Below are 12,689 nucleotides of genomic sequence, written 5' to 3'. Positions count from 1 at the left end.
AACAATAACTAATGAGGTAGGCGCATCATGAAGAAAATTCTGAACCACACCCTGATCGGCGTATTAGCGTTCATTCCGATCATGGTGATCGTGCAAATCGTGCTGTTCGTTAAAGACCGACTGACCGATTTGTTCCAGTTCGTATACGGTTATTCAGACAACTACTTGGTGACCTTTCTGCTATTTGCGGCCAGCTTCGCTACCATCACTTATGTCGGCCACCGCGTCAGCCTCGGCCGCTTTTCGATTATCGCAATGTTCGAACATCTGATCGAACGCATTCCGCTGTTGAGTACGATTTACCGGGTCACCAAAAAACTGGTGAACATGATTGCCGGCCACCAGTTGCAGGAACCGCGCGAAGTGGTTTATGTCGAGTATCCGAAAGAGGGCATTTGGGTGCCAGCTTACGTGACCAACAAAACCGACGATCGATACGTGCTGTTTGTGCCGACTTCTCCAAACCCGACATCCGGGTTTGCCATCATCGTCCACGAATCGAAAGTGGTTAAATCCGAAATGAGCATCGAACAGGTCACCAGCTTCATTATCAGCGTCGGTGCAGACTTCGAAAAAGTCGGCGAAGTCAAAAAGCTGCCGCAATGATGACCGGCAATAGTGCCGGGAGACGATACTGCTGCGGGCAGGCCTTGGGGCGTTGATGCGCGATCCGGGTTATCTGTTGTCCGAGCAGCTCGGCGAAGGTTTGCGAGGTTCGAACCGGGTATTGGGTTTGGCAGAGTCCTGTACCGGGGGCGGCATCGCCGCGGCCATCACCGATGTGCCCGGCAGTTCCGCTTGGTTCGATCGCGGTTTTGTCACCTACAGCAATGCGGCCAAGGTCGAACTGCTGGGGGTACATCCGCAGACATTGCAACGTTACGGCGCGGTTAGCGCCGAGACTGCCGGAGAAATGGCGGCCGGCGTCCTCGCACACAGCTCGGCTGACTTGGCTTTGGCCGTTACCGGCATCGCCGGCCCGGATGGCGGCACGGCCGAAAAGCCGGTGGGGACGGTTTTCGTCGCCTGGCGGCAGCGGGGTGGCGAGGAAGCTGTGTGCGTAAGAAAGCAGTTTTCCGGCGACAGGCAAAACATTCGGCAGCAGACCGTGTTGTTTTGTTTGCAGCAACTTCTGCAGCTGGTGCGGGCGGGGTAGGCGCAAACCAGCGTCGGTTCGGCTTTTCGTAAGGTCATCTGAGTGCTCAGCTTATTGTGCGCTACCCCCTCCAGCTGGCATGGCCAAAAAGCGTGTAACCCCCTGGCGAGTTAGGCTAAAATGGCCGGCCATTTCTCTGCGGGTAGTTAAGCCATGTTGACTAGAAATTTGCTTATCGCTGCCGGTTTCGTATTGCTCAATAGTTGTGCAACCAGTCCGACCGGCCGCACCCAGTTTATTTACATGCCCGACAACCAAGTCGACCAAATGGGTTTGCAGGCCTTCGACAGCATGAAGAGCAAAAACCCGGTCAGCCGCAATTCTCGCGTCAACCAATTTGCCCAGTGCGTGGCTTATGCAATTACCCAACAAACCGGCGGCCAGTGGGAAGTGGTTGTGTTCGAAGACGAAACCCTGAACGCATTCGCGTTGCCCGGTAATAAAATCGGCGTGCATACCGGTTTGATCAATCTGGTCGAGAATGCCGACCAGCTGGCGGCGGTCGTCGGCCATGAAGTGGGCCACGTCCTGTCGCGCCACAGTAACGAGCGCTTGTCGCAGGAAACCGCGGTCAGCACCGGTCTGGCGATGGTGCAGGCCGTGACGCAGCCGCAGACAGCCATGGGGCAAACGGCATTGGGCTTGCTCGGTGTTGGCGCCCAGTACGGGGTGATCCTGCCTTACAGTCGGATTCACGAGACCGAAGCCGATACCATTGGCTTGGATTTGATGGCTCGCGCCGGCTTCGACCCGCGGCAAAGCATTAATTTGTGGTTGAAGATGGACAAGGCCGCGCAAGGCGGGCAGCCGATCGAATTCATGTCGACCCACCCGTCGCATGCCAGCCGCATCGACAATCTGCAACAGAACATGAACCGCGCGTTGCAAATTCAACAGCAAGCCTGGAGCCAAGGACGCCAACCGCGTTGTAGCAAATAAAGCATGAATCCGTATTTATCCGCCTTACACCCGTACCCGTTTGAAAAGCTGGCAACGCTGAAGCAAGGCATTACGCCGCCGGCCGACAAAGCTCATATCGCTTTATCGATTGGCGAGCCTAAGCATGCTACGCCGCATTTCATCCAGGAAGCCTTGCTGCGGCATTTGCATGGCCTGACTCAGTACCCCACCACCAAGGGCCTGCCGGAACTGCGTCAAGCGATAGCCGATTGGACTTGCCGTCGTTTTGGGATTCCGGCGGGTGGTGTGGATGCCGAAACCCAAGTGCTGCCGGTAAATGGCACCCGCGAGGCCTTGTTTTCGCTAGTGCAAGCCGTGGTCGATCCGGCCGACAAGCCGGTAGTGATCATGCCCAACCCGTTTTATCAGATCTACGAAGGCGCGGCGCTGTTGGCCGGCGCCGAGCCATATTATCTGAACACGGTTGAGGCCGATGGTTATTTGCCGGATTTTGACAGCGTGCCGGAAACGATTTGGCAACGCTGCCAACTGATGTTTATTTGCTCGCCCGGCAATCCGACCGGCACGGTGTTGTCGCAGGCTGATCATCTGAAATTATTGGCCTTGGCCGACAGGTACGATTTTGTCATCGCCTCCGACGAGTGTTACACCGAACTCTATGACGACGAAGCCAATCCGCCGCAAGGTTTGCTGCAAAGCGCTTACGCCGCCGGCAGTAAGGATTTCAAACGTTGCGTGATTTTTCATAGTCTGTCCAAACGCTCGAACGCGCCCGGTCTGCGCTCAGGGTTTGTGGCCGGCGATGCCGAGGTGCTGAAGCAGTATTTCAAATACCGCACCTATCACGGCTGCCCGATGCCGGTGCCGACTCAGCACGCCAGCATCGCCGCCTGGAACGACGAGGACCACGTCAAGCACAATCGCCAGTTATACCGCGCTAAATTCACCGCGTTTATCGAGATATTGCAAGACGTTTGCGAAATCGAGCGGCCGCCAGCCAGTTTTTATGTTTGGCTGAAAACGCCGATGTCCGATACCGAGTTTGCCCAAAAACTGTTTGCCAAGCAAAACATCACGGTGCTGCCTGGCAGTTACTTATCCCGTGATAGCGGCGGCATCAATCCCGGCGCCAATCATGTCCGTATCGCGTTGGTCGCGCCGATTGAGGAATGCGTCGAAGCTGCGCAGCGTATTAAAGATTTTCTCAATGAAAACACCGCGTAGGTTGGGTTAGGCGTAAGCCGTAACCCAACGAGAGGCCTTAATTGTTGGGTTACGCTTCGCTTTTATGCCCTGCGGGTAAACCCAACCTACATTATTTTTATCCAACCCACGAAATACCATGTCAAATCTGGAAACCATCATCAACGACGCCTTCGAAAATCGCGCCGAAATCAGTCCGTCTACCGTCTCCGCCGAAGTCCGCAACGCGGTTGCCGAAGTGTTGAACATGCTCGACAAGGGCGAAATGCGCGTCGCCGAGAAAAAAGACGGCGACTGGGTTACCAACCAATGGCTGAAAAAAGCCGTGTTGCTATCGTTCCGGATCAACGAAAACAAAGTGATCGAAAGCGGCGACGTGCGTTATTACGACAAAGTGCCGACCAAATTCGGTAGTTACAGCGAGGCTGATTTTGCGCAAGCCGGCGTTCGCGTCGTGCCTAACGCGGTAGCCCGTTACGGTTCCTATGTCGCGCCGGGTGCTATCCTGATGCCGTCTTACGTCAACATCGGCGCTTATGTCGATAGCGGCACGATGGTCGATACCTGGGTAACCGTGGGTTCCTGCGCGCAAATCGGTAAAAACGTCCACTTGTCCGGCGGCGTCGGCATCGGCGGCGTGCTGGAACCGCTGCAAGCCAACCCGACCATCATCGGTGACAACTGCTTCATCGGCGCCCGTTCCGAAATCGTCGAGGGCGTCATCGTCGAAGACAACTGCGTGGTATCGATGGGCGTTTACATCGGCCAGAGCACCAAGATCTTCAACCGGATGACCGGCGAAGTGACTTACGGCCGCATCCCGGCCGGCTCGGTGGTAGTCTCCGGCAACCTGCCGAGCAAAGACGGCAGCCACAGCCTGTATTGCGCGGTGATCATCAAGCAAGTGGATGAGAAAACCCGCAGTAAAACCGGTATTAACGAGTTGTTGCGGGATTAACCGCTCGCTCTCCGGCGCATGGCGCTCGTTTGGGTGACATGCGCTACAAAGCGGTTACCGATTTCTTGTTAAGCGCGTGATACCATTGATGCCTCGAAATTTGTGCTACTTTAAAATCAGCCGGTTTTAACGAGGCTCAAGCCGAAGTCACTACTGAAATGCAAAAAGAAGTCGTAGATAACACGCTTCATCTCGACGATGTTGCCACCAAACGCGATTTAAAAGACTTGGAAGGTGTATTGCGTAGTGAAATCAAAGCGCTAGAGTCCGAGTTAGTCTACAAAATAGAATTTCTCAGGGCCGACACCAGTTGCAACCAAGCGGTAACCAAAGCCGATTTGACCAGCTGGATTATTGCCGCCGGTTTCTTGCAAACTACTATTATCGTCGCGGTGTTGCTGAAAATAGCGCGTTTGATTTAATTCCGATCTTTGCCAAGTTCTTAAGGCTAGCAAGTAGTCTGGATGAATAAGAGTGGAGTCGAGCGTTTTTGGCTTCCAATCGGCTTGGAGCTTAGGGCTTTCAAAATGAAAAAATTAAAGGATTGGCCATGTTTTATTTGTTAATCACGCTTGCAGGGTTAATTTTTCTGATCTGGGCGCCGGTAAATGTGTCGATAATTACTGGACTCGTCCTACTTCTGATCCCTATGGTAGTTCGCTACAGTGCAAAGTTAATAACAGGACTTGATGTTTCCTTTGGCGAAGCTTTTAAAGCAGTTACTCTTTCATTGTGTCTACCTGTCGTCGGGCTAATTTGGCTGGTGGCGACCTTAGGCAGTTTTGGGGCTAATATTGAGCTTTCTGGCGTTGGTTCAGTCATTTTTCCGATGGGTCTTTTTGCAGCCTATACGCTCGGATATAAGATAAGTCTTGGTCTAGATTTCAAACCGAGCATGGCAATTGCTGGATTATCGGCCCTGCTTTCCATTCCAGGGTTACTACTTATACGTTCGTTTTTTTAGTTTACCCAGTCGACATTCTCCCGCTTAGAATGCGGGAAGAATGTCGACCTCGAGTTTCAGTGACATTGCGCTTCGCACAACAAGGCTAGCGAATCAACGTTTGGCGTTTGGTAGCGTAACGGCAATTTTTGTACTCTCCGCCCGAATCGTAAACACCATCAATAACTCCTCGCTCTGTGTTAGCTCCAATGGCGTCGGCAGACCATCTGCGCCGAGTTGCTTGCCGATAATCGGCTCTATACAAACATACTCCGCTTTTTTATCGCTCCACACGCCGAACGCCAGTGCTATCGGCTGCGACAGCGGGCTGATCTCGCAGGCCATAGATACGGCAAATTCCTCGGTGCTGAGTTTGACCGGGTCACTCGGTGTTACTGCCGGATAAGCTCGCATGCTGTCGTGCGGTAGCGCGGCTACGTCTATCCGCGTGCCGACAATATCTACAAAACTGTTCGGTGTAATCGAAAAATACGGGTGAAAGCCGGGCCGTACCAGCGCGGTTTCCGAGAGGGCGCGGATGGTGGTGGTGACTTTCAGCGTTTTGCTGTGTTGTTCGTCGGTTTCTTCCCAATCGGTAACCACCTCGATGTTGCCCCAGTCGTTTTCGTTGGATGCCGCCAGGTTCTTTTGATGCGGCAGCGTGACGTCGCAAACCGTGGTGCGGTATTCGCCGTGCTTGATGCTGAACGGCGGCGACAGTTCCTCGAAATTGGGGATACAAAGATATACCCCGCCGCGCGAGCCGCCGCCCGGCTTGTCGTGGAGCGGTGCGACAACGTCGATATCGTCCAGTTGCCATCTGATCAGAGTGCCGGTATCGGTGAATTGCATGGTGAAGTTTGTCCTTGTCTTTGGCTGGATTTGGGATACAGCCGGTGTCGGGGCTTGCATAGTGCGTAACAAGAGCTGTCGCGTTGTGTTTAAACCGTTAGGTGCCGGCTCGCAGCCGATTATTGTAAACTGCAAGCATTCATATCAGGTAATCGAATGCAGAATAATTTACTTAGGCGAATTAAACCCGACTGTCATTCGTGATTGTTGCCGCTGTTTTTCTATAGGAATTGCATGCGCGTGATCGAGCTTTTTTCTCTGGCCAGCCATGCCGGCGATTACCGGAATTGGCCGCTGCAAACCCGGCTATTACAGCATGGCGTGCCGACTGCTTGCCATGTCCCCGGCTATCGGCTGTTACATCAGTTCCAAACCGAAGCCGGCGACTATTTGCTGATTTGCGATTGGGATTGCCCGTTCGAAGAAGCCAGCGAATTCGTGTTGCTGAACCGGGAATTGCAGGTTCTGGCGCGGCGCAGCCTGGGCGTGCCGTATGCGTCGTTGGTGTTGGATGCTGTGGAAATCGTCGGCCCGGAGGAATTGCGCCTGAACTATTATCTGGATCGAAAATGGGCGTTACGTGTCATGAGCCCCATCAAATGGCTGCCCGGTTTTCTCAGTCGATGCCGATTTTTCGGGTGCAATCGGCGGCTGCACTTGCGGCGTTTGGCCTGACCCGACAAACTCGGCCATCGATGCACTCGGAATGCCGGGATTTTGCCGGTTTTATCCGGCATACTGTCGTTCAACGGCGCGGTGTATCGTTCGCACTTGCCGATCGGCCCCAACGATAGAGACTTGTATGGCATTGAACCTGTTGCTGTTCTGCAAAGAAGACATTTGGCGGCTGGATGAACGGAGCCTGACTTGCTGGCCGGCGCTTGGCATCCGCTGTTTGAAAATCGCGTTGTTGGCGGTGCAAGGCTTTCGCCGCGATTTATGCCAACTGCGAGCCTCGGCGCTGACCTTGTATAGCATCCTGTCTATCGTGCCGGTGATTGCGATGTTGTTCGGCATCGCCAAGGGTTTCGGCTTCGAAAAGCTGCTGCAACGGCAATTACTGGAGCGGGCGCCGCAGCAGGACGAACTGATGTTGCGCTTGATCGGCTTTGCCCAAAATTTGCTGGCCAAGACTCAGGGCGAAGTGGTGGCCGGCATCGGTATCGCGGCTTTGTTTTGGACCGTGGTCAGCCTGATCGCCAATATCGAAGAGTCGTTCAACTACATCTGGAAAATCGATCAGGACCGCAGTTGGGGGCGCAAATGCAGCGATTATTTGTCGCTGATGTTGCTGGGGCCGGTACTGCTGATGGCTGCCAGCGGCCTGACCGTGTTCCTGCAAACCCAGGTAGGCTGGTTGGCCGGGGCGATACATCTGCCGGCTTTCGGCGTCTGGCTGGTATTGAAAGCCTTGGGGCTGTCGCCGTTGCTGCTGATGATCGTGCTGTTCACGGTGGTATTCGTATTCATGCCGAACCACGCCATCGACTACCGGGCCGGGCTGGCTGCCGGCGCCGTGACCGGCATGCTCTACCACGGTTTGCAGTGGGCCTATTTGAGCCTGCAAATCGGCGTGTCCAGCTATAACGCGATCTACGGCAGTTTCGCCGCCTTGCCGCTGTTTGTGGTCTGGCTGCAAAGCTGTTGGATGATCGTGTTGTTCGGTTGCGAGATGGCGTTTTATATCCAGAACTACCCGATTCACCGCCACGGCGACCGTTTCCGCAATCTGAGTTTTTCGTTGAAGAAAATCCTGGCGCTGCAAATCGCACATGCCCTGGTTAAACGCTTCGTCAACCAGGACGCGCCGCCGTCGGCCGAGGAATTGGCCCGGGATTTGATGATTCCGCTGGCCTTGGTGCAGGCGTTGCTGCATAAGCTGATTGCCAGTCGCATCGTCGTCGAATTCTGCCATCCGGAACAAACCGTTTCGGTCTACCAGCCAGCGGTCGATATTAATATTCTCAGTATCGGCTATGTAGCCGATGCACTGGAAAGCTGCGGCCAAAACCAGTTGCCGGATATCCAGCCGGAACCGGCTTTTGCCGATGCCGTCGACCATTTCCGCCAGGCGATGGCGGATAGCCCGGGCAACCGCTTGTTGAAAAACATTTGACGCTGAACGCCGCGGTTAACATCGCTCGCCGCCAATGCGTTACAATGCGGCCAAATTCGATGGAGGCGGTACTTGCATGCATGCAACGACTATTGCCGGGTTAGCTCGGCGCCAATCCTAGCGGCCTCCTGCTCAGTTCTGTTCTTCCATTTCAACCTGCGAGCACACCATGCCAGAAAATATTTCGAATAATGCCTTGATCCTTGCGCTGCTGTCCTTGAACGGCGAAATCGCGATCCAGAAAGACTATTTGGAATCCGACGAGATTCCGGAAGACGAAGTGGCCGACGAGGAGGAAGTGTTGGACGATCTCGAACAAGCGTTTATGGAGTTCGTCGATGTCTACAAAGCCCGCGCGCAGGCCGATAAAAGCTTGCCTAGCCTGGACGAACTGTTGGCCGGCGAGGCATAACCGGCAATGAAGGTGTTGTACGGTATCAAGAACTGCGACACGGTGAAGAAAGCCAGAGCATTGCTGGATTCGCGCCGTATCGAGTATCGCTTTCACGATTACCGGGTGGACGGACTGGAGCCGGCCTTGCTGCAAAAGTTCGTCGATGCGCTCGGAGTCGATGCCGTTCTAAACCAGCGCAGCACCAGTTGGCGCCAACTCGACGACGAGCAAAAACGCGACTTAACGCCTGAAAAAGCCGTGCAGTTGATGTTGGCAGTACCGACTTTGATCAAGCGTCCAATCCTGGACGACGGCCGACAACTACTGGTCGGTTTCAATCCCGAGCAATATCCCAGCGCATAATGACAGAAACGCTTTCCCTGCTGGAGCAACTGATTCGGCGCGAATCGGTGACTCCCAACGACGCCGGTTGCCAGGATTTGCTGGCCGAACGTCTCAGTAAACTTGGCTTCAGCGACGAACGCCTGAATTTTGCCGATACCCAAAACCTGTGGCTGCGTCGCGGCAGCGAGCCGCCATTGTTTGTGTTTTTGGGGCATACCGACGTGGTACCGACCGGGCCGTTGGCGGCCTGGGATTCGCCGCCGTTCGAACCGACTATCCGCGACGGCAAGCTTTACGGTCGTGGTGCGGCCGATATGAAAGGCGGCATTGCCGCATTCGTCACCGCGGTTGAGCGCTTTATCGGCCAATATCCGCAGCACAAGGGTTCGATAGCGATCATGATGACCAGCGACGAGGAAGGTGCTGCCACGCACGGCGTCGTCAAAGTGGTCGAGGTGCTGGAGCAACGCCGCGAAAAGATCGACTGGTGCCTGGTCGGCGAACCTTCCAGCGATAAAGCTATCGGCGACGTGATCCGCGTCGGCCGCCGCGGTTCGCTCTGTGCCAAACTCACCGTATTCGGCATCCAGGGCCATGTGGCATATCCGGAATTGGCGGAAAATCCGATCCATACCTTCGCGCCGGCTTTGAAAGAACTGACCGAAGAAGTCTGGGATCACGGCAACGCGTTTTTTCCACCCACCCGGTTGCAGGTCTCCAACATCAACGCCGGCACCGGCGCCGAGAATATCATTCCGGGCCAAGCCGAAGTGCAGTTTAATCTGAGGTTTTGCACCGAGCTGGACGAAGCGACCATCAAAGCCCGTACCCAGGCTATTCTGGATAAACACGGCTTCAAATACGACTTGCAATGGCGGCTGTCGGGCAATCCGTTTTTGACGGCGCGCGGCGAATTGATCGACGCCACCCACGCGGCGATCGAAACGGTGTGCGGCTTTCAAACTCAGGACGACACCGGCGGCGGTACCTCGGACGGACGTTTCATCGCACCCACCGGTGCCCAGGTCATCGAGCTGGGGCCGTTAAATGCCAGCATTCATAAAGTCAACGAGCATATCGGCCTGGACGATTTGGAAACGTTGAGCCGGATATACCAGCAGATTTTGGTCAATCTGCTGGTCTAGCCGGGCCTGCGCCGACTGGTCGGCACAACGAAAGAACGTTGTGCCGGACCTAGCCATGCTTCGAAAATCATATACTCTTAAATCCTGAAAATTTGCCGAAAATTCATTGGTGCCAAGCCGATACCGCGGCGTTTGTTTGATCGCAAAACGGGTCGTTGATTTGGTTGCCGTCCGTCTGCCATGATGGTCGAAGCGCTGCTTGCGCTGGTGATTCGAGACAAGTCCTAGAAACCGCCCAATAAGCAACTGATAAGGCGTGGGGGTATGCCATGGTGAGCTCAGTCGGGAAGCTGTCGACGTTGCGTTACCGGCACTATATGCCGGTGCTGTTGGTGCTATCGGTTTCGGCAGCGTTTTTGTTTTTTGCGTGGCAAGCTCTCGAACGGCATTATCAACAACGACTTCGCGAATATTTCGAATTCGAAGTCGAGCGCATCACCTCGAATATCAGCGAACGCATGGCATTGCATGCGCTAACACTGCGGAGTGCGGCCGGCGTCTTTGCCGCCAGCAACGAAGTGAGCCGCGCCGACTGGCGGGCTTTCGTCGAAATGTTGGGCTTGGACCAAAACCATCCCGGCGTGCAAGGCGTCGGTTACGCACAGTGGATTCCGGCGAATGAGTTGCAAAGTCATATTTTGCAGATTCGCAGCCAGGGATTTCCGGATTACGTCGTTGCTCCGGCGACTCCGCGGCCTCATTACAGCAGTATCGTTTACCTGGAGCCGTTCTACGGGCGCAATTTGCGGGCCTTCGGCTTCGACATGTTTTCCGAGCCGGTACGGCGCGAGGCGATGGAACGGGCGCGGGATAGCGGAGACTTGGCTTACTCCGGTAAGGTCACCTTGGTGCAGGATTCCAAAGCCAATCCTCAGGCCGGAATGTTGGCGTTTTTTCCGGTTTACCGTCATGGGAGCATTCCGCAAACGCCGGAACAACGCCGAATTGCCATCCAGGGTTGGGTCTATATACCTTACCGGATGAACGATTTGCTTCGCGCGATACTCGGAAAGCAATTGTCGGCGTTGCGGCTGGAAATTTTCGATTCCGACCGTACCGACGCGGAAAGTTTGTTGTACGACAGTAGCGATACCCTCGATTTTCAGCAGCAAAGTCTCGGATTTGGCCATTTGCGTCTGGAGCGGCGGCTGGAACTGGCGGGGAGGCATTGGACTTTGCGCTTCACCGAATTGGCCGGCTTCAGTAAAGCGAGTAAATTGGAACCGCCTTGGGGCGAATTTCTGGCCGCCGCGTTTATCAGTTTTCTGCCGGTATTTTTCTGCGCGGCCTATATCAAGGCCCGCCGCAGCAGTCTGATCGCGTTACATCTCACCGAATCCTTGAAACAAAGCGAACACCGCTTCCGCAGTCTGTTCGAGAACTCGCCGGTCGCCTATATGGCATTGGACCGGCACGGTTGCCTGCTGGATGCGAATCCGCAATTGTGCGCATTGTTGGATTACCCGGGCGACGAGTTGATAGGGAAAAAATTGCCGGATTTTTTAGTTGACGACGCCGATGCCGGGGCCGATTTCGGCCTGAAACTGCAAATGTTGAACCATTACGGCGTGTTGGAGTGCGAACTGACGCTGCGCAGAAAATCCGGAGGCACCATCACGGTGATATTGGACGGCCGCCTGCAAAGCCGTAAATCAGGGCCGGCGATCATTCACTGCATTTTGACCAATATTACCGAGCGTAAGCGCGCCGAGGGCAAATTACAGTTGGCGGCACGCGTGTTTGCCGATGCGCACGAAGGGATCACCATCACCGATGCCGACGGGATTATCATCGACGCCAACCCAACCTTTTGTGCGATAACCGGGTATCCGCGCGACGAAGTGATCGGCCGCAACCACAACTTCCTCAAATCCGGCAAACACGATGCCGAATTTTATAAAAACCTGTGGCAAACCCTGCAAACCGAGGGCTGTTGGCAGGGCGAGATATGGAACCGCAAGAAAAACGGGGAATTGTATGTGGAACTGTTGACGATCTCGGCGATGCGCAACCAGAAAGGTGAAGCGGTCAATTACGTCGGTTTGTTCTCCGATATTACCCAGTCGAAGTTGCATCAACAGGCATTGGAGGAGATGGCACATCACGACCCGTTGACGCATTTGCCTAACCGGACCTTGTTCACCGACCGTTTTCAGCAGGCCATGGCACGCTGCAAGCGAGACAATTCCTTGCTGGGCGTGGTGTACATGGATTTGGACGGCTTCAAGCAAATTAACGATAATCTGGGTCACGAGGCCGGCGATCAGTTGCTGGTGGAAGTCGCGGCGCGGTTGCGGGCCGGCTTGCGCGAAGAAGATACCGTGTGCCGTTTGGGTGGCGACGAGTTTGCAGTGTTGATGTGCGGCGTCGAATCGAAGCAGCAGTGCATACAGGCGCTGGAGCGGATTCACCAGAACGTTGCCCGCAGCTACCCGATTGCCGGGCAGCAGGTACAAGTAGGGGTTAGTAGCGGCGTTACCATTTATCCGTATGATCCCAGCAATCCGGATTATTTGTTGCGGCATGCCGATGAAGCCATGTATATCGCCAAGCAACAGGGTCGCAATCGTTTCGAGTTTTATCAGGCCGGCTGCAATGGGGAGTCGGTGCAGCCCGATCAGGCGTTTTCCAATCAGAGTTGATTTTTTGCGGAGAG

Annotated in this window: 14 protein-coding genes; 13 read left to right on the top strand and 1 reads right to left on the bottom strand. The window is 54.8% G+C overall.

Features of this window, described 5'->3' with window-relative positions:
- Nucleotides 1–27 precede the first annotated feature (27 nt).
- The 7 genes from PL263_RS11665 (at nucleotide 28) to PL263_RS11635 (ending at nucleotide 5,202) form a co-directional block, all read left to right on the top strand.
- Nucleotides 28–606, top strand: a complete 579-nt coding sequence (locus tag PL263_RS11665; protein ID WP_140910893.1) for a DUF502 domain-containing protein — start codon at nucleotides 28–30, stop codon at nucleotides 604–606.
- Between the two features lie 55 nt (nucleotides 607–661).
- Nucleotides 662–1,156, top strand: a complete 495-nt coding sequence (locus tag PL263_RS11660; protein ID WP_278209553.1) for a CinA family protein — start codon at nucleotides 662–664, stop codon at nucleotides 1,154–1,156.
- 153 nt (nucleotides 1,157–1,309) lie between these two features.
- On the top strand, nucleotides 1,310–2,095 hold the full coding sequence (locus PL263_RS11655) for a M48 family metallopeptidase (protein WP_278209552.1): 786 nt from the start codon (nucleotides 1,310–1,312) through the stop codon (nucleotides 2,093–2,095).
- A 3-nt stretch (nucleotides 2,096–2,098) separates the two neighbouring features.
- On the top strand, nucleotides 2,099–3,301 hold the full coding sequence (gene dapC / locus PL263_RS11650) for a succinyldiaminopimelate transaminase (protein ID WP_278209551.1): 1,203 nt from the start codon (nucleotides 2,099–2,101) through the stop codon (nucleotides 3,299–3,301).
- 118 nt (nucleotides 3,302–3,419) lie between these two features.
- A complete protein-coding gene (dapD, locus tag PL263_RS11645) occupies nucleotides 3,420–4,238 on the top strand; it encodes a 2,3,4,5-tetrahydropyridine-2,6-dicarboxylate N-succinyltransferase (protein WP_278209550.1) in 819 nt (272 codons plus the stop codon).
- A gap of 158 nt (nucleotides 4,239–4,396) precedes the next feature.
- Nucleotides 4,397–4,660, top strand: a complete 264-nt coding sequence (locus tag PL263_RS11640; protein ID WP_278209549.1) for a hypothetical protein — start codon at nucleotides 4,397–4,399, stop codon at nucleotides 4,658–4,660.
- A 128-nt stretch (nucleotides 4,661–4,788) separates the two neighbouring features.
- Nucleotides 4,789–5,202 carry a hypothetical protein gene (locus PL263_RS11635; RefSeq protein ID WP_278209548.1) on the top strand — a complete coding sequence of 138 codons (414 nt, stop codon included), beginning with the start codon at nucleotides 4,789–4,791 and terminating at the stop codon, nucleotides 5,200–5,202.
- 93 nt (nucleotides 5,203–5,295) lie between these two features.
- Here PL263_RS11635 and PL263_RS11630 read toward each other — a convergent pair whose 3' ends face one another.
- Nucleotides 5,296–6,033: a hypothetical protein gene (locus PL263_RS11630; protein ID WP_278209547.1), complete on the bottom strand. Its 738-nt coding sequence runs from the start codon at nucleotides 6,031–6,033 to the stop codon at nucleotides 5,296–5,298.
- A 240-nt stretch (nucleotides 6,034–6,273) separates the two neighbouring features.
- On the opposite strand from PL263_RS11630, the gene PL263_RS11625 reads away from it, so the two are divergent.
- The 6 genes from PL263_RS11625 to PL263_RS11600 all read left to right on the top strand — a co-directional run bounded on the left by PL263_RS11625 (nucleotide 6,274) and on the right by PL263_RS11600 (nucleotide 12,675).
- Nucleotides 6,274–6,708, top strand: a complete 435-nt coding sequence (locus PL263_RS11625; protein WP_278209546.1) for a hypothetical protein — start codon at nucleotides 6,274–6,276, stop codon at nucleotides 6,706–6,708.
- A 127-nt stretch (nucleotides 6,709–6,835) separates the two neighbouring features.
- Nucleotides 6,836–8,149, top strand: a complete 1,314-nt coding sequence (locus PL263_RS11620) for a YihY/virulence factor BrkB family protein (protein ID WP_278209545.1) — start codon at nucleotides 6,836–6,838, stop codon at nucleotides 8,147–8,149.
- Nucleotides 8,150–8,318: 169 nt separating this feature from the next.
- Complete coding sequence (locus tag PL263_RS11615) at nucleotides 8,319–8,561, top strand: hypothetical protein (protein WP_140910883.1); 243 nt, start codon at nucleotides 8,319–8,321, stop codon at nucleotides 8,559–8,561.
- A 6-nt stretch (nucleotides 8,562–8,567) separates the two neighbouring features.
- Nucleotides 8,568–8,906, top strand: coding sequence for an ArsC family reductase (locus PL263_RS11610; RefSeq protein WP_278209544.1), 339 nt, complete (start codon nucleotides 8,568–8,570; stop codon nucleotides 8,904–8,906).
- Entirely contained in the window at nucleotides 8,906–10,033 is a 1,128-nt protein-coding gene (dapE, locus tag PL263_RS11605) for a succinyl-diaminopimelate desuccinylase (RefSeq protein ID WP_278209543.1), read from the top strand. Before PL263_RS11610 ends, dapE begins: the two co-directional genes overlap by 1 nt.
- A gap of 269 nt (nucleotides 10,034–10,302) precedes the next feature.
- On the top strand, nucleotides 10,303–12,675 hold the full coding sequence (locus PL263_RS11600) for a CHASE domain-containing protein (RefSeq protein WP_278209542.1): 2,373 nt from the start codon (nucleotides 10,303–10,305) through the stop codon (nucleotides 12,673–12,675).
- Nucleotides 12,676–12,689: the final 14 nt, after the last annotated feature.

This window comes from Methylomonas sp. EFPC3 (assembly GCF_029643245.1).
Taxonomy (GTDB): domain Bacteria; phylum Pseudomonadota; class Gammaproteobacteria; order Methylococcales; family Methylomonadaceae; genus Methylomonas; species Methylomonas koyamae_B.
This window is presented reverse-complemented; position numbering and strand designations above follow the sequence as displayed.